General features: G+C 63.2%; 15 protein-coding genes. 3 read left to right on the top strand and 12 right to left on the bottom strand.

Features of this window, described 5'->3' with window-relative positions:
• Positions 1–5 precede the first annotated feature (5 nt).
• Both ACOSV0_RS08915 and argH read right to left on the bottom strand, forming a co-directional pair.
• Positions 6–860, bottom strand: coding sequence for an amino acid ABC transporter permease (locus tag ACOSV0_RS08915; protein ID WP_434109955.1), 855 nt, complete (start codon positions 858–860; stop codon positions 6–8).
• Positions 861–907: 47 nt separating this feature from the next.
• Positions 908–2,341 (bottom strand): argininosuccinate lyase, encoded by a 1,434-nt coding sequence (gene argH, locus ACOSV0_RS08910; protein ID WP_434109954.1) that lies wholly within the window; start codon positions 2,339–2,341, stop codon positions 908–910.
• A gap of 112 nt (positions 2,342–2,453) precedes the next feature.
• Between argH and ACOSV0_RS08905 the strand changes: the two genes are divergently transcribed.
• Positions 2,454–3,332 (top strand): LysR substrate-binding domain-containing protein, encoded by an 879-nt coding sequence (locus ACOSV0_RS08905; protein ID WP_434109952.1) that lies wholly within the window; start codon positions 2,454–2,456, stop codon positions 3,330–3,332.
• A gap of 10 nt (positions 3,333–3,342) precedes the next feature.
• Here the strand turns inward: ACOSV0_RS08905 and ACOSV0_RS08900 are convergent, their stop codons facing one another.
• The 4 genes from ACOSV0_RS08900 to ACOSV0_RS08885 all read right to left on the bottom strand — a co-directional run bounded on the left by ACOSV0_RS08900 (position 3,343) and on the right by ACOSV0_RS08885 (position 7,463).
• Positions 3,343–4,197: an ABC transporter substrate-binding protein gene (locus ACOSV0_RS08900; RefSeq protein WP_434109951.1), complete on the bottom strand. Its 855-nt coding sequence runs from the start codon at positions 4,195–4,197 to the stop codon at positions 3,343–3,345.
• A 70-nt stretch (positions 4,198–4,267) separates the two neighbouring features.
• Positions 4,268–5,662, bottom strand: coding sequence for an MmgE/PrpD family protein (locus ACOSV0_RS08895; protein WP_434109950.1), 1,395 nt, complete (start codon positions 5,660–5,662; stop codon positions 4,268–4,270).
• Entirely contained in the window at positions 5,659–6,579 is a 921-nt protein-coding gene (locus ACOSV0_RS08890; protein WP_434109949.1) for a polysaccharide deacetylase family protein, read from the bottom strand. Before ACOSV0_RS08890 ends, ACOSV0_RS08895 begins: the two co-directional genes overlap by 4 nt.
• Complete coding sequence (locus tag ACOSV0_RS08885) at positions 6,576–7,463, bottom strand: polysaccharide deacetylase family protein (protein ID WP_434109948.1); 888 nt, start codon at positions 7,461–7,463, stop codon at positions 6,576–6,578. The genes ACOSV0_RS08890 and ACOSV0_RS08885 overlap by 4 nt, the downstream gene beginning before the upstream one ends.
• Positions 7,464–7,783: 320 nt before the next feature.
• On the opposite strand from ACOSV0_RS08885, the gene ACOSV0_RS08880 reads away from it, so the two are divergent.
• The gene (locus tag ACOSV0_RS08880; protein WP_434109946.1) at positions 7,784–8,671 is read left to right on the top strand and encodes a LysR substrate-binding domain-containing protein; all 888 of its coding nucleotides are present in this window, start codon (positions 7,784–7,786) and stop codon (positions 8,669–8,671) included.
• Positions 8,672–8,743: 72 nt separating this feature from the next.
• On the opposite strand, the gene ACOSV0_RS08875 is transcribed toward ACOSV0_RS08880, so the two are convergent.
• The 6 genes from ACOSV0_RS08875 to glnT form a co-directional block, all read right to left on the bottom strand.
• A complete protein-coding gene (locus ACOSV0_RS08875; protein WP_434109945.1) occupies positions 8,744–10,510 on the bottom strand; it encodes a bifunctional protein-serine/threonine kinase/phosphatase in 1,767 nt (588 codons plus the stop codon).
• 51 nt (positions 10,511–10,561) lie between these two features.
• Entirely contained in the window at positions 10,562–11,998 is a 1,437-nt protein-coding gene (locus ACOSV0_RS08870; protein ID WP_434109944.1) for an APC family permease, read from the bottom strand.
• A gap of 80 nt (positions 11,999–12,078) precedes the next feature.
• Complete coding sequence (locus ACOSV0_RS08865; RefSeq protein WP_434109942.1) at positions 12,079–13,440, bottom strand: FMN-binding glutamate synthase family protein; 1,362 nt, start codon at positions 13,438–13,440, stop codon at positions 12,079–12,081.
• A gap of 25 nt (positions 13,441–13,465) precedes the next feature.
• The gene (locus ACOSV0_RS08860; RefSeq protein ID WP_434109941.1) at positions 13,466–14,155 is read right to left on the bottom strand and encodes a protein glxC; all 690 of its coding nucleotides are present in this window, start codon (positions 14,153–14,155) and stop codon (positions 13,466–13,468) included.
• Positions 14,143–15,051: a class II glutamine amidotransferase gene (locus ACOSV0_RS08855; RefSeq protein ID WP_434109940.1), complete on the bottom strand. Its 909-nt coding sequence runs from the start codon at positions 15,049–15,051 to the stop codon at positions 14,143–14,145. Before ACOSV0_RS08855 ends, ACOSV0_RS08860 begins: the two co-directional genes overlap by 13 nt.
• 11 nt (positions 15,052–15,062) lie before the next feature.
• Positions 15,063–16,451 (bottom strand): type III glutamate--ammonia ligase, encoded by a 1,389-nt coding sequence (gene glnT, locus ACOSV0_RS08850; protein WP_434109939.1) that lies wholly within the window; start codon positions 16,449–16,451, stop codon positions 15,063–15,065.
• A 224-nt stretch (positions 16,452–16,675) separates the two neighbouring features.
• Between glnT and ACOSV0_RS08845 the strand changes: the two genes are divergently transcribed.
• Positions 16,676–17,281, top strand: a complete 606-nt coding sequence (locus ACOSV0_RS08845) for a helix-turn-helix domain-containing protein (protein WP_097394443.1) — start codon at positions 16,676–16,678, stop codon at positions 17,279–17,281.
• Positions 17,282–17,365 lie beyond the last annotated feature (84 nt).

Below are 17,365 nucleotides of genomic sequence, written 5' to 3'. Positions count from 1 at the left end.
CGCTTTCATTGCCGGCCCGATGCACGTCCCGCGCCGCGGGCGTAATGCCGCTCCACCCGCGACTGCACGAACGAGAGCACCGTCACCACCACCAGATACCAGACAGCGGCCACCATCAGCAGCTCGATCACCCGTGAGTTCGCGTAGTAGATGTTCTCGGCGTTGTGCAACATCTCCGCATACTGGATCACGCTCGCAAGCGAGGTCAGCTTCACCATCCCCACCAGCTCGTTGCCGATCGGCGGCACGATCACCCGCATCGCCTGCGGCAGAATCACCCGGCGCAGCGCCTGCAATCGCGGCATACCGATCGACTTGGCCGCTTCATACTGGCCCGTGTCCACGGAGAGCAGCCCCGCGCGCACCACTTCCGACGTGTACGCCCCCTGGTTGATCCCCAGACCCAGCAGCGCCGCAAGGAACGGCGTCATGACGTCCACCGTGCGGAATTCGAACAGCCCCGGGATCCCCATCGACGGAAACACCAGTGCGAGGTTGAACCACAGCAGCAGTTGCAGGATCACCGGCGTGCCGCGAAACAGCCACACATAGCTTTGCGCGACCGCCTGCAATACCGGGTTCGGCGACAGCCGCATGATCGCGGTGATCACGCCGAGCACCACGCCCAGCACCATCGCCAGCACCGTCATCACGATCGTGTTGACGAGGCCGGTCAGGATCGAACGCGCCGTCAGAAACCGCGCGACATAACGCCATTCGATCTGACCATGCGCGAACGCCAGCACTACGTACCCAATCACCGCGATGATCGCCGCCGAGGCCACATAACGGCCCCAGTAGCGCCGCCGCACATGCTCCAGATGCGAAATGTCGGTGACGTCCTCATTCGTCTCTGTCATCTGCTTCTGAGCCTCCGCGGGCAGTGCCGCCCGATCGTTAGATACGCTTACCATGATGGGCCTCGATAGTCGGCCGCCCACGCGGTCTGCCGGTCGATCGCCGCACGCAGCCGGGCGATCTGCTCTTCCACGCGCGCCGGCGCCGTGCCGCCGTAGCCGCTGCGCGCGGCCACCGCCGCTTCGAGCGTCACGTGTTCCAGCACCGAGGCCTCCAGCCGCGCATCCACCTGCGCCAACGTCGCCACCGATACCTCGTCCAGCTCGATGCCCTGCTCTTCACACGCCCTCACCAGCGCGCCCGTGATCTCGTGCGCTTCGCTGAACGGAATGCCGCGCAGCGCGAGCCAGTCGGCCACCTCCGTGGCGAGCGTGAAACCCAGCGGCGCCTGGCGGCGCATCTCGTCCACGTTCACCTGCATCGTGCGGATCATGCCAGCCATTGCGGGCAATACCAACTCCAGTGTGTCGATGCTGTCGAACGCGGCGATCTTGTCTTCCGCCAGATCGCGGTTATACGCGAGCGGCAGCGACTTCAGCGTCGCCAGCAAGCCGCCAAGATTGCCGATCAGCCGCCCTGCCTTGCCGCGCGTGAGCTCCGCGATATCCGAGTTCTTTTTCTGCGGCATGATCGAGCTGCCCGTCGCGTAGCCGTCGTCCAGCACGACCCAGCCGAACTGGCGCGTCGTCCACAGAATCACTTCTTCCGACAGCCGCGACAGATTCACCGACAGCATGCTCGCAATGAACACGAACTCCGCCACGTGATCGCGCGAGGCGACCGCGTCGATCGAGTTCTCGCACGGCGCGTCATAGCCCAACTCTACCGCAGACAGTTCCGGGCGCACACAGATCGCCGAGCCTGCCAGCGCTGCCGCGCCGAGCGGCGAGCGCGCACTGCGCCGGTCCCAGTCCACCAGACGATCGACGTCGCGGTAAATCGACTGCGCATGCGCCAGCAAGTGATGCGCGAACACGACCGGCTGCGCCGGTTGCAGATGAGTAAAGCCCGCCGTCACGCTGCGCGTGTGCGCACTTGCCTGTTCGATCAGTGCGTTCTGCAGATCGATCACCGCGTGCGCCAGCGTGCGTGCCTTGTCGCGCAGGAACAGGCGCAAGTCGTTGGCGGCCTGGTCGTTGCGCGAGCGGCCGGCGCGCAGCTTGCCGCCCGTGGCGCCCAAACGTTGCGTCAATTCGCGTTCGAGGAACGTGTGCACGTCTTCGTCGTCCTGCGACGGTCCGATCTCGCCCGCAAGGAACTGCGCTTGCAGCGTATCCATTTCGCCCAGCAGTTGCTGCAGTTCTTCTTCGGTCAGGATCTGCGCGCGGCGCAGTTCCTGCGCATGCGCGCGGGAACCGGCCAGATCGTAAGGCGCGAGCCGGAAGAAGCTCGGGTCCGAACGCGACAGCGCCTTGAGCGCCGCCGACGGCCCCGACTTGAAACGCCCGCCCCACAAACGCTCGATCGGTTCAGAAATGTTCATCGCTGCCAGCCCTCAGTTAAGTTGACCCTACTGTACGTATCCAGTTTTTCTTCTTGTAGCGAGAATTAAATTCCGTTCAAATGAAATTTTTCTCAGCATCTCTTCCCGCCTCATGCGAAACCGTTTGCCACCGCTCAATCCGCTCCGTGCGTTCGAGGCCGCCGCGCGGCGCTCGAGCGTGGCCGGCGCCGCGCAGGAGCTGCACGTGACCGCCAGCGCGGTCAGCCATCAGATCCGCATTCTCGAAGAGTCGCTCGGCGTCACGCTGTTCGTCAGATCAAAGGCACGCGTGAAACTGACGCGCGAAGGCGAGGCCTTGCTGCAGCCCGTCAAAAACGCCTTCGACATGATCGCCAACGCCGTGGTCAAACTGGACTCACCGGAGATGGCCGGCGATCTCGTCGTGTCCACGCCGCTGCTGTTCACGTCGCGCTGGATGGCCCGGCACATCGGCGAATTTCTCGACCGGTACCCGGCGATCAATCTGAAAGTGATTCCCTCCAACGACGACCGCGAGGTGTATTCGCCCGACGTCGACGTATGCGTGCGCTATGGAGAAGGCCGCTGGCGCGATCGTCACGTCTCGCTGATTACGCATCCCGCGCTGTTTCCGGTGGTCAGCCCCGCCTTGATGAACAGTCCCAACGCGATCCGCAAGATCGGGGATCTCGCGGGCAAGGCGCTGTTTTGCGAGCACTCGGGATCGTGGATGCGATGGCTCGCGCATGCGTCGGCCGACAAACTCGAGGGCATCAGGATTCTGGAAATCGGCAATGCGCATATCGGTATCGAAGCGGCGATTCACGGTCAGGGTGTGGCGCTCGGCGACAGTTTCTCGGTGCGTGACGACTTGATGGACGGCACGCTGATCCGGCCGTTCAACATCACCGTGCCGTCGCGACACGCGTATTACCTGGTGTCCCGCCAGGAGTTGTCCGATACGCCGCTCGTCTCGGCATTCGCCATGTGGCTGAGCGAAAACATGGAGTGACCCAGGTGCTTCAATGGTCCTTCGCGCCGTTCATCGTCACCTGCTGAACCGCACTCGATTGCAGCCCCCACTTCGCGACGATCGCACGGTATGTGCCGTTGGCGACCAGCTTGTCGAGCGCGGCCCGCACGGCATCGCGCAGCTTCGGGTTGGATTTCGCAAAGGCGATACCTTCAGGCGAAGCTGCGAACGGTTCGCCAATCGGTTTGTAGGTGTTCGGCTCGAGCTTCATTGCGTACGGCAGGGTTTCGCTGCCCTGCACGCCCGCCACGATTCGCCCCTGCTTCAACTCCATGCGTGCGGACGACGTGTCTTCCGTACCCACCACCGTGATCGGCGTCTTGCCGACGCAGTTCTTCGCACTCCATGCCGCGGTGTCCGCGGGGAATGACGTGCTGCGGCTCGTACCGACCGCCTTGCCGCACAGATCCGCCGACTGCCGGATCTCGCCGCCATGCGCGCCCGTCAGGATGTAGAACTGCGCGCCCGAATTCAGGTAATCGAGAAAGTCCGCTGTATCGCGGCGCCCCGGTACGTCGCTCAATCCGCTCAGCACCATGTCCACACGTCCGGTCGCGAGCGAGGGCAGCAATTGTTCAAACGCCGACTCCTGCCAGTCCAGCTTGACGCCGAGTTGCTTCGCGATCGCATTGCCGAGGTCGATATCGAAGCCGGTCAGTTCGCCGCTCTCCGGGTCTTTGTATTCCATCGGCGGGTAGATCGAGTTGACCGCGACCTTGATGACCCTGGTTTTGGCAATCGAATCGGGCAACGCTTGTGCATGGGCGGCGGCGCCGAAGAACAACGTCGACAGGCAGACTGCCATCAAACGGGACGCGGCGTGCAGCGGGTTCAGCTTGGACATGGAGGACATACCTTTAAAGAATTGAACGCTTGTCATCAAAACCATTGAGTTTCCGTTGTGACCTACCGCGCTAGCGCAGCACGGGTTTGGCATCGGCATCGCCGCCGAGCCACGGCAGAAGCGTGCGCGCGTCGGCGAGATTGTCCAGATCGAGTACGGCATCGGCAAGCGCGTTCGCCGACGTGTCGTCGAGCGCCATCGCGGCCAGCGCGTGATACTTCGACAGCAGGTCCGCATCCGACAACGGATTGCGCGGATCGCCGAGCGGCGTGAGCACCTGCCGCGAGCGCGGCATCTCATCGGCGATCGTGAGCGTGACGAGGGGCTCGTCGAGATCGGACATCGCCGGATCGACTTCGAGCGTGATGCGCTCCATCATCGCGGCCATGCGCGGATCGGTTCGCGCCGCCTCGAGATAAGCGGCAATTCCCGCATGACCATGAACCAGCGCCGAAGCGACCGCATACGGCAGACTCATCTGCGATGAGGCCAGATTGCGCAAGTCGCGGCCACCGCACATGCCTTCGACGAATGCGCTCAATTTGACGTGGACACTGGACAGTCTGTCCGGGTCACACTTCACGTCACGCAACAGATCGAGCGTGGCATCGACTGCTGCATGCGTGCTGCGGCACGACGCGTGCGGCTTGATCGAGCAACGCATGATCTTCCACGTGTTGCCCAGTTCGTGCAGCAAGGCTTCGGGCTTCTGCGTGTCGGGAGCGAACGCATTGAAGAAGCCGCCCCATACGTCCGCGAACACCTGCGTCGGGCCACTGACGTTTTCCCGCGCCAGCAATGCCGCCAGTAATCCACCTTCCGCCGCGCGGCCGGTGTGCATGCGTTTCGTTTGCGACGCGTCGTGAATGAAACCCCACAGGCCGCCGCTGAAGCTGCCCGCATGGCCGAGCGCCGCGCCGGTTTGCACCGCATCGAGTCCGAGCAGGCGCGCGCTTGCCGCCGCCGCGCCGAACACGCCGCAGGTCATGGTCGAATGCCAGCCGCGTGCGTTGTGCGGCGAATATCCGCCGCACGCTTCGAGCACGCGCCGGCCGACGTCGTAGCCGAGCACCACGGCCGCAAGAAACTCACGCCCCGACACCGGGCGCGATGAACAGGCAAGCGCCGCGAATGCCGCGGGCAGCACGACGGCGCCGGAATGATCGCAGCCGCCGGAGTCGTCGAGTTCCAATGCATGCGCGGCGACACCGTTGACGAAGGCCGCGTTGCGCGGGCCGAGCGACTGCCGCGTGCCCCACACCTGCGCCACACCTGGTCCGTCGCCGGCCATAACCGCCCGCGCGCTGCGTGACTCGATAGCCGCGGCACCAGCCAGCGACGCGCCGAGCGTATCGAGAATATGTCGCTTGGCCTTATGGACGACGGCAGCAGGCAGCGCGTCGTTAGGTACGCCGGCGACGAATGCCGCCAGTTGCTCCGACAGCGATAGATCTCGCGCGCTCATCGTGCAGCCTCCCGATGCCGGGCAAACACGTCGACCGGATGACCGGGCTCGTTACCGTCGACGTTCTGGCGCCACCAGGCCGCTACTTCCGCGCCCGTCGCGAACCACACGTCGTCATGCGAACGCATCTCCGCCAGCAACTCGCGCAACACGTCGATCCGTCCCGCCGTTCCGATAAGCTCCGGATGCAGCCTCAGCACAAAGCACAAACCGAAGCGATGGAACGCCGCGAAATCCTGCTTCCAGTTCGCCAGCACCTCTCGATACGAGGGAATCCGTGGCTGTCCGACCGGTACTGCAGGCGACAGGTTGTAGACGAAGTACGGTTCGTCTTCGAGTTCATAGTGAAGCGGCAGTTCGACCAGCGGCGGCGTGTCGCCAGCCACCACCTTCCCTGTATTCGCATTCGCGTCCGGCAGATGAAAATACGGCAGATCGTCACCACGCCATGAAGACGACCACGTCACCCCTTCGCTGCGAAGAAAGTCCGCGAAACCCGGCGCCCAATTGCCGGTGAAGGAACGAAAACCCTGCACGCGCCGACCGAGCGCGTCGGCAAGCGCTTGCTGGCCCGCAAGAAACGCGTGTCGTTGCTGATCGAACGTGAGGGTGTCGAAGTTCTCGCAGCGAAATCCGCTCGTGCCGATTTCGTGTTGCTGCGCGTCGATACGATGCAGCAAATCCGTGTGGGTTTGGGCAACGCGTCCGGGCAGGAACCAGCTCGAGCGGACATCGAATTCATCGACCGCGTCGAGCACACGATCCACGCCTCGCTTCGCCCCGTAGCGCCAGACCGAAAGCGATTTCTCGCGACCTGCAATGCGCGGCTCCTGAGTCAGGATGCCGTGTTCGTCGTTGAAGTCGACCGTGACGACCACCGCGCAGCGCGCGTTGTGCGGCCAGTGAAGTGCATTCATGCGCTGACCTCCTGCGCGTGTCCCGACGTATTGTTGTCGAGCCACCATTGCGCGACGTCGCGGCACGTGGCGAACCATACGCCGCCTTGTGCGCGCATGTGATCGATCAGTCTTTCCAGCAGCGCAATCCGGCCGGGTTTGCCGGACACCTTCGGATGAAACAGCGTGGTCAGGCAAAGTCCGTCGCGATGCGAGCCGTCGAATTCACGACGCCAGTTGTCGAGCGTCGTGTCATAGCTGGCAATGCGATCGAGACTCGCCGGGAAATCCGGGTTGCGGTGATAGGCCAGCGACGCATAATCGTCGAGCTCCCAGCGGCCTGGAATTTCGACCATGGGTTCGGCGATACCCTCGGCGTGCAGCAGATAAGGGCGATCGTCGCCACGCATCGAACTCGAATAGCGCACGCCGGCTTCCATCAATACGCGAATCGTGTCCGGCCCCCAGTCGCCCGACGGCGTGCGAAAACCAACCGGTCGAATGCCGAGGTACTTGGCGAAGACTTCCGCGGAGCGTTCCATCACAGCGCGTTGAGCGTCGCGGTCCAAGGTCCAGAAGGCCTCGTGCCGGTAGCCGTGGTAAGCGATCTCGTGGCCGCCCGCGACGATCGCCGCACATTGGTCCGGCCAGTTTTCGACCACCCAGGCCGGCACGAAGAAGGTGGCCGGCACGCCCCGCTCGTTGAGCATATCGAGCAGACGGCCAAGTGCACGCCACGGGCCGTAACTGCCCAGCGTGAAGTACGAAGGGTTGGTCCAGATCGAACCGTTGAGCATCGCATCGCCGGTCGGGCCGTCGAGATCGAACGCGAGCGCGACGCAAGAGCGATGTCCTTCCGGCCAGCGCGGCGCGGTCCGAGTCGACTGGCGCTCGACAGATTCCATTTGAGAAACGCTGCCCAACGCCTCAGACAAGCTTGCATTGTGTGCATGGCTTGGCGGCGCAGGCATGCCCTCCGGCAAGGTCAACGTAACGGTAGATCGGGTCAAACTAAAACTCCCTTGAACGCATTGTTCGATACGGTGCCGAGCCGGTGCATCTGTCCGCCAGGCAAGGCAAACCCGCTGATCAGCGGGGGCGCCGCGGTGCTCCCGGCAAGACGGCTTCGAGCATTGAAATCCGGACTCGTCGAAGGGATTTAAGAACGCCAATTTTCTGCCCACAAACGGTAAAATCTCATGGTTACCATGCGAGTTGTGCATAAATGAAGATCGAACGCTATCCTCCCTTCAACGTGCTGCAAACCCTGCTGGTGGTCGCCCGTTGCGGCAACTTCACGGCGGCATCGCAGCAGCTCTTTCTCAGCCAAAGCGCGGTGAGCCGGCATATTCAACAGATCGAGGAGTATTTCGGTTGCGCGCTGTTCGTCAGGCACACCCGGGCGGTCGTGCAGACTGCGGAGTGTCAGCGGTTGGTGCCGATCGTCGAGGAATTGCTGGCCACCGCGCGCCGCTCGATGCACATCACCAATGCCGGCGGCCAGACCATTACCCTGCGGGTCACGCCCACGCTGGCGGCGCGCTGGCTGCTGCCGCGCCTGACCGACTTCTATGCGGAAGTCCCGGGTACGCAGTTGAATATCGACACCGCATGGTTCCTGCCGACCAATTTCGGCGAAGGCACGCTCGACGCGGCGATCCTGTTCGGAACCGGCAATTGGGAAGGATTGGAAGCCACCTGCCTGATGCGGGAAAGATTGACGCCGGTCTGCTCGCCGCAGATCGCCAACGGCACGCCCCCGCTCGTGGAACCCGAAGATCTGAAACACCACACGTTGCTGCATTCCAGCTTCGGCCGGCGCGGCTGGATCCTGTGGCTGCAGCAGGAAGGCAACCTTGCCGCGCATACGTACCGGGAGCAGGTGTTCGATACGCTGGACCTCGCATTCAGCGCCGCGGTACGAGGGTTGGGTGTGGCGCTGGGCGATCTGAACCTGGTCGGAGAGAATCTCGCCAGCGGCTCACTGGTGACGCCGTTCAGGCGCGTGGTGGAGACCGGGGCGGGATATTATCTGGTGCATCCGCCGCGCAATGAATATCGCGAGAAATTGAAGCCGCTTCTTCAGTGGTTGCAAACGAGCGTCGCGGCGTAATCCGCGGAGGTCTTCGTTGCCGGAGCGGCGCAGGCGCCATCAACTGCGCTCAATGCCGTTCAATGCCGCCGCTTAATGCCGCATCAGGGACCACAACAGCAGCGCCAGCAACAGCACCGCGACGCCCTGCCAGAACAGCACCGGATCGCTCTCGAGCAGGGGCTTGCGCCGAACCGGCGCCATCGCGTCCCGACCGCTCGAAAAGCGTTCGAGATCGGCGCAGACTTCGAGCACGTCCTGATACCTGCGCGCCGGATCGGGCTGCAGTGCTTTCTCCAGCACCAGGTCGAGCCATTGCGGCGCGTCCGGCCGGTACTGATAGAGCGGCACGCGGCCATTGAAGCCGTAGGGCAGCTTGCCGCCGCTGAACAGCCGGTACAGGGTCACACCATACGCGAACACTTCGGAACGCGCATCGCCCTGTGCGCCCCTCATCAACTCGGGCGCCATGTAAGCGGGCGAGCCCGGTGCGGCGTCGGGGCCCGGCAATTGCATGCCCGGCATATAACCGAAACCGAGATCGAGCAGACGCGTGCTATCGCCCCGCATCACCAGCACGTTCTCGGGTTTGATATCGCGATGGAAGATATTGCGGCGATTCAGCACGTCGATCGAATGGCCTAGCTGTTGCGCGATCTTGAGCGCACGCGGCAGCGCCATGGGTTGCGGCGCCGCCAGCAGTTTTTCGAGCGTGACGCCTGCGCCGAGCGGCATCACCACATAGAGCCGGGTCTGCCGGTCGGCATCGACCGGCATCGGCGCAAGCACGCCATCGTCGCCGATCTTGCCGGCCAGCCAGCGCTCGCGCACGATCGACTGCCGCACGTTCTCGTCCTGCTCGACACGCGGCTTGGGAAACTTGAGCGCCAATGGCGTGTTCGGATCGGCCAGATCGTAGCCCGCGAAAATCCGCGAATAGAAGCCGTCGCTCAACACGCTCTTGAGCAGATAGCCGTCGATCACTTCGCCGGCGTCGGGCACCGCCGGAATCGGCAAGGTGCCGACCACCCGCTCAAGGTAACCGATATCGAGCAAAGGCAGGCCGCCGACGTCGAGCACCGCGCTCGTCACGTCGTCTTGTGAGCCACGCGCCACGGCCAGCGCGCCGAGCCGGCGCGCCGTGTCGAGCGCACCGCCGCGCGCCGCCAGCACCGTCTGCAGTTCGCGCATCGGCACGCGGCGATAGAGTCCGTCGGAGCACATCAGCAGGCGATCGCCCTCGTGCAGTTCGAGCGTTTCGATGCGCGTCACCAGCGTGGGAAGCATGCCGACCGCGTGCGCCACATACGAGCCGAAAGCGACCGGCACCACGTCGTCGTCACCGAGCTGGGTGAGTTGACCATCGCGCAGCAGATAGAGCCGCACATCGCCGGCCGCTACCAGGTACGCGGTAGCTCGCCGCACGATCAGCGCCGCAAAAGACGCGGCCATCTGCTTCAGCGCAGGGTCGACGCGGCCGATCTGATGCAGCCAGCCATGGATTGCTTCGAGCGCGCGCGCCGCGGCCACGCCGGGCTGCAAGGTGTCGGCGAGCCCGTAATAGGCATCGATAAAAGTCCGCACCGAGAGTTCGGCCGCGACCCGGCCGCCCTTGCTGCCGCTCACGCCATCGGCAAGCGCGATCACGCTGCCACGCGCGGCGCGCTCCACCAGATCGCCGGGCATCACGCCGACGTAGTCTTCGTTGATGTGATCCTGCCCGCGGGTGCGGGCAGGAAAAGAAACACAACCGATCTCGAGCGCGGCGCACTCGCCGCGCTCCGGCCTCAACTGCAGATCGATTTCCTGGCCGCTCATGCCGCGACCGCTAGCGGGCCTTCCCTCCGGATCGTCTGGCATTCGCCCCGTGCTGGGTGCGGGCAAGCTATCCTGGGAGAAGGGTTCACTCATTTACTTTTTGCCGTGGGTCATCACGTCGCTGGTTTCCAGATCGTGCTCGATCTTCTCGAGCACCTGCGGCGAGCGCTTCTTGAGCATCAGCAACCAGGCCGCGCCAACCAGCATATACGCAACGAACAGATACGGCAGGATGTTGTACGGATAGTCGGGAACCGGATACACGCTGCCGATCACCGCGCCGACCATCGCCAGGGCGCCGAGCACGCCCCACACGACGGTACTCGTCTTGAGCTCGCCCTGCTTCTTCAGATAAACCGGCGCCGCGATGGCGACCAGGAAATACACGACCAGGAAGCCAAAGGTCGCAAACGTACTGGTATAGCCGAAGGTGTTGAGCGGCCCCGTGCCGAGCATGGCGATACACACCACGAAGGTCACGATGGAGGAAAACGCAACGGCCAGGTACGGCGTCTGGTGCGTGCGATGCACCATGCCCATCGAGCGGTGCACGAACTGATAGCGGCCCATCGAATACAGCAGGCGGCTGGACGAGTTGATGCACGCAAGCACGCACGAGAACGCGCTGACCGAGGCAATCAGATAGAACACCGGGCCGAGCGGCGACGCGCCGACGCTCGTGAGCAAGGTGCTGAGCACGGCCGAATCGCCGCCGAGCTTGGCTGCGTCGTCGTGGTAGGCGATCGTCATCGAATAGGCCACAAACATGAAGAACAGGCCCGACAGGATCACGCACCAGACCACCGCCCGCGGAATGACACGCAGCGGGTTCCTGGTTTCCTGGCCGAGCGAGGCCGCGCTCTCGAAACCCACGTACGAGAAGATGCCGAGCACCATGCCCTGTGCCATGCCTTTACCGCTCACGCCCTGCAGGCCCAGTTGCGTATGGTCGATGATATGGTCCGGATGCAGTGCGAGCACATAGATCAGCACACCGCCCACGATCACCACCGAAGCAGCTTCGATTGCCAGCGACAGACGCGAGGAGAGCTTCACGTCACGTGCCGAGAAGAACCAGGCGAGGCCGACAAAGACCGTGTAGACCGCCCACGAGGGGACATTGAACCCCCAGGCCGTAAAAGCGTTCTGCACGAATACGACGCCTGCGGCGCCCACCCCCATTGCCGTGCCCACGTAGGCCGCGATCAACCCCCAACCGGCAATGCCACCCGCCATCGGCCCAAGCGCGCGCGAGATATAGATAAAGAACGAACCCGCCGAGGCGATCCGGCTCGAGAGCGCGATGATGCTCATGCTCACCAGCAACAGCCCGAGCGTCGAAAGACCATAAATCAACCAGGTCCCCGCGCCGGCCAGCGCCGCGATCGCGGTCACGTTGATCGACGGCGTGAAAGTTGGCGAAAGGTTCGCGATGGATTGGCCGATGACCTCGGGAAAACCTAACGTGCCGGCACGTAGACCACCGGATGGTGCCGGTACTGCTTGCGTGGTGCTTTGCGGAGTGCTCATGTCGGGCTCCTGATAGAGGGGTGAATCAAGGTTGAATGCACTCAACTTTTCCACAGTCAAAAAACTCAAAACAACTCAATTCATTTAGTCCATCCGGGAATCCACGAGGTACCCGCGAGCGGAATGCGCGCCATCGCCGCTGCTTCCACCGTCAGGGCGACGAGGTCCTCGGGCTCCAGGTGATGCACGTTCTGCTTGCCGCACGCACGCGCAATCGTCGTCAGCTCCATGTTCAGTGTCTTCAGGTAGTTGCGTACGCGGCGCGAGCCTTCGTCCGGCTGAACGCGTTGTTCGAGCACAGCGTCCTGTGTCGTTACGCCGACGGGGCACTTGCCCGTGTGGCAGTGATGGCAGAAACCCGGTGACGTGTTCAGCGCCGCGTAGTCCGCTGCAGCCGAATGCAAGGCGCCGTTCTGGAAGTACGTATCGCTGTTGCAGCCGAGCGCCATCAGCATGCCCTGCCCGATCGCCACGGCGTCCGCGCCGAGCGCCAATGCCTTCGCCACGTCGGCGCCGGTGCGGATGCCGCCCGAGACGATCAGTTGTACCTGGCCTTTCATATTCAGATCTTCGAGCGCGTCCACTGCCTGACGAACCGCCGCCAACGTGGGAATACCGACGTTCTCGATGAAACAGGTTTGCGTCGCCGCCGTGCCACCCTGCATGCCGTCGATCACCACCACGTCCGCGCCCGCATGCACCGCGAGCTTGACGTCGTTGAACGTGCGGGTTGCACCAACCTTCACGTAGATCGGCTTTTCCCAATCGGTGATTTCGCGCAGCTCCTGAATCTTGATCGCCAGATCGTCCGGACCGGTCCAGTCCGGATGACGGCTCGCCGAACGCTGATCGACGCCGGCCGGCAAGGTGCGCATCGAGGCGACGCGCGGATTGACCTTTTGCCCGAGCAACATGCCTCCGCCGCCCGGCTTCGCGCCCTGGCCGATCACGATTTCGATCGCATCGGCGCGGCGCACGTCGTCCGGGTTGAAGCCGTAGCGCGACGGCAGGCACTGATAGACCAGCGTCTTCGACGAACGGCGTTCTTCCTGCGTCATGCCGCCGTCGCCGGTGGTGGTCGAGGTGCCCATCGCGGTCGCGGCCTGGCCGAGCGCTTCTTTCACGTTTGCGGACAGCGCGCCGAAGCTCATGCCGGCAATCGTGATCGGAATATCGAGCACCACCGGCTTCGTGGCAAAGCGTGTGCCGAGCACGGTCCGCGTCGCGCATTTCTCGCGATACCCTTCAAGCGGATAGCGCGACAGCGAGGCGCCGAGAAACAGCAGATCGTCGAAATGCGGCACATGGCGTTTCGCGCCCAGACCGCGAATTTCGTAGAGGCCGCGCTGCGCGGCGGCGTGAATATAGTCGATCGTCTTGCGGTCGTAACCTTGCGACTCTTCCTGCTGCAAGCGGACGAATTGAACGGGTTTGGCTTCCATGGGGGCCTTCTTCGAGAGCGTGTGTTCAATATTCCTGGTTCGCGTCCGCGTTCCAGTGATAGAGCGTGCGAGCAGAGGCGATCCGTTTGAACGACGCCGGGTCGTGATCCATGCCGGCGGCGGTGAGCAGCGCACGCACCGCGTCGATATCCGCTTGCGTCATCGGCTCGTATCGCGCGTCCGCGCCGAGCGATTTCACTTCGCCGCGCACGTACAGCACCGCTTCGTAGAGCGAGTCGCCGAGCGCGTCGCCCGCATCGCCGCAGATCACCATGCGGCCCGCCTGCGCCATGAACGCCGAGAAGCTGCCCACCGAGCCGCCCACCACGATGTCGCCACCCTTCAGCGAAATACCGCAGCGCAGACCCGCATCGCCGTCGATCACCAGCAGGCCGCCGTGCGCGGAAGCGCCCGCGCCGTTCGACGCGAAACCCTTCACATGCACCTTGCCGCTCATCATGTTTTCCGCGACGCCGGTGCCCGCGCTGCCTTCGATCTCGATGGTGGCGTGCTTGTTCATGCCGCCCGCGTAGTAGCCGGCGTGACCGGCAATCGTCACGCGCACCGGCGCATCCACACCGACTGCGAGGTTATGCGCGCCGTTCGGCGCGACGACCGCTACCGCCTGGCCCGCCAGTTCGCCCGCCGGTTTGTGCAGGAACTGGTTCAGCTCACGGACCGTCGTGCGCTCCAGATCGAAAGTCAGGCTTTCCATACATACATCTCCTCAGGTGCCGGTTCGAAGACCCGGGCGTTCTTGATATCGGGCAGATGCGCAAGCGAACGGAACTCGGAAGCGATCGCGACGTAGTCGTCGTTTTCCGCGACCACCGCCGGCTTGCACGCGAACGGATCGCGAATCAGCGCGAGTTCGGTCGAGGTGCCCATCAGGAATGTGTAGAAGCCGTCGAGTTCTTCGAAACCCTTCTGCAAGGCGACCGGCAACGTATCGCCTTCGCGCAGCCGCCATTCGAGAAAGCGGCAGGCGGCTTCGGTGTCGTTGTCGGTATCGAAGTGAATGCCTTGCGGTTCGAGCTTGCGGCGCACGCCATGCGCGTTCGAGAGCGAGCCGTTGTGGACGAGGCAGAAATCGTCGCCGGCCGTGAACGGATGCGCGCGATCCGGCGTCACCGCCGATTCGGTCGCCATGCGTGTGTGACCGACCAGGTGCGAGCCCTTCAGGTTGGCAAAGTCATAACGCTCGGCGACTTGCGACGGCGAGCCGATGTCTTTGTACAGATCGATCGAGCGGCCGCTCGACAGCAGATACAGCTTCGGATAGCGCTCGCGCAGCCACGTCTTCACGCGCTCGACATTGCCCTGCACCGTCAGCACGCCATGATTGCCTTTCGAGTCGATCCGCGCGGTGACGTCCATCGCCGCGTTCAGCGCTTCCACCAGCGGCTGCCATGCGAAATCCGCGCCTTCGTCGGTGAAGCCCGCGTAGATACTCAGCTTGCGCTGGCTCGCATCGACCTGTTTGCCGAACACCGCGAGGCCCGCCGAATCCGGTCCACGCTCGGTCATGCCGATCAGCATCGGCACCATCAGTTCGCCGAGCCGTTCGCGCAATGCCGGCGTCTTGACCAGCAAGCCCACAATTCCGCACATGGTGCTTCTCCTTAGAAGAATTCGAGGTAAGTCTTCAGTTCCCAGTCCGACACGTGACGCATGTATTCGAGCCACTCCATCCGTTTGAGCTTGAGGAATTCATCGGCAACCGGGCCGAGCGCGTCGCGGATCACGTGGTCGCTTTCCAGCGCATCGAGCGCCTGCTCAAGGTTTTGCGGCAGCACGCCAATGCCGTGTTCGGAGAGTTTCGCGGGCGACCACTCGTAGAGATTCTCGTTAGCCGGTTCGCCCGGCGACAGACCACGGTCGATGCCGTCGAGTCCTGCCGCGATCACCGCCGCGGTCGCGAGATAGGGATTGCATGAGCCATCGGGCAGCCGCAGTTCAATACGCTCGCCGGGCATGCGCACCATCGTCGAACGGTTGTTGTCGCCATAGCTGATGTAGGCCGGCGCCCACGTTGCGCCCGTCAGCGAGCGGCCGACCACGAGGCGCTTGTACGAATTCACGGTCGGATTGCACAGCGCGGACAGCGCCGGCGCGTGCGCGAGCAGTCCCGCCGTGAACTGGTAGCCGAGCCTGGAGAGGCCCATGCCGAGCCAGTCCGATGAATCAGCGAACAGGTTGCGTTCACCGTCGCCGATCGACATATGCATGTGCATGCCGTTGCCGGGACGGTTCGCGAACGGCTTCGGCATGAACGAGCAGATCATGCCGAGTTCATTGGCGATCTCGGAGGCCGCCATCTTGAAGAACACATAGTGATCGCACGACGTCAGGCAATCGGTGTACGTGTAGTTGATTTCGAACTGCCCGTTCGCATCTTCGTGGTCGATCTGATAGACGTCGATGCCGACCGCGCGCATCGATTCGGTGAGTTTTTCCAGGAATACGCGTGTACGCGAGAGTCCCTTGTAGTCGTAGCACGGCTTGGCGAGCGTATCGCTCGGATCGCATGGCTCCAGCGTGCCGGACGCCGACCGGCGCAGCAGCGAGAATTCCGGCTCCAGACCGGTGAAGAGCGTCCAGTTGCGTGCGGTCATCCGTGCGACCTGTTTCTTCAAGGTCACGCGCGAATCGTATTGCCACGCTTCGCCGTTCACGTGACCGTCGCAGACGATCCGTGCCAGGCCCGGCTGCCACGGCACCGGCGTGAGCGTCGCCAGATCGCCGACGGCCATATAGTCGGGACCGTTCGGCTCGATACCGACGCCCCAGATCGCAAACCCCGCGAAACCCGCACCCGCCGTCAGCACGCTCTTCAGATGACTGACCGGCACCGACTTCGCCTTGGCCACGCCGTGAATGTCGACAAACTGCGCCAGCACGTACTTCACGCCCTGTTGCGTCAGATACGCTTGCGCCTCTTCCGCCGAGCCGAAGCGGGGCACGCATCCGAGCGCGTCGACCGGCGGCTTGCTCGCATCGTTCAGGTTCATCGCCACTCCTTGCAACTGCATCTTTCGTGGTTTGGAAAATCCACACACAACGCGTGTGGGCGGGTTTCGCAACGCGCTCCCGAACGCCGGTCGCGGCGTGCTTCGAGCGTGTTTTCAATTGGCCGGGTACTTTATTGGCGAGAAACAAAGATTCTCTTAGTGAAACTCTTTGCGCGTGACCTGGCGCTGCAATCTGCTACGCTTTCCTTTTACGTGAGGCTTACATGCAAATCGGTGAAGACAATAAAACGCCGCTTGAACGCTACCTCGGCAACACCATTCGCGAATTACGCCAACGCCACGGTCTGACCATCGCTCAGGTTTCCGCTCAGGCCGGCATCAGCCGCGGCATGCTCTCGAAGATCGAAAACGCGCAGACTTCCGCCGGCCTCGAAGTCCTCAACCGCATCGCCCAGGCGCTCGGCGTTTCGCTCTCCATGCTGTTTCGCAATTTCGACGTGCCGCAAGGCGGTGCACAACTCGTCAAAAAAGGCGGCGGCATGGAAGTGGTTCGCAAGGGCACCAAAAGCGGCCACACCTATCACCTGCTTGCCTATGACCAGGGTCCGCGTAAGCTTTTCGAACCCTTCCTGATCACAATGGAAGACGAAGCCGAACGCTTTCCCGTGTTTCAGCATCCGGGCACCGAGTTCATTCACATGCTCAAGGGCGTGATCGAATACCGCCACGGTCAGCAAACCTACATTCTTCATCCCGGCGACACGCTCACCTTTCAGGGCGAGATACCGCACGGTCCGGAACGCCTGATCAAGACGCCCATTCAATTCCTGTCGATCTTTGTGTATCCGCAATCGAGCGCGGCTGACTGATCGCTCGCTGCCGTCGTCCCAGTCGACGCATTTATCAATGCAACGTTTGTGCCATGTTTATCCGAGTGAATCAAAGATTCCCAG

The sequence above is a fragment of the Paraburkholderia caffeinilytica genome (assembly GCF_051027425.1).
Taxonomy (GTDB): Bacteria; Pseudomonadota; Gammaproteobacteria; order Burkholderiales; family Burkholderiaceae; genus Paraburkholderia; species Paraburkholderia caffeinilytica_A.
The sequence above is the reverse complement of the archived record's forward strand: the minus strand, read 5'-3'. Positions and strand labels throughout refer to the sequence as shown.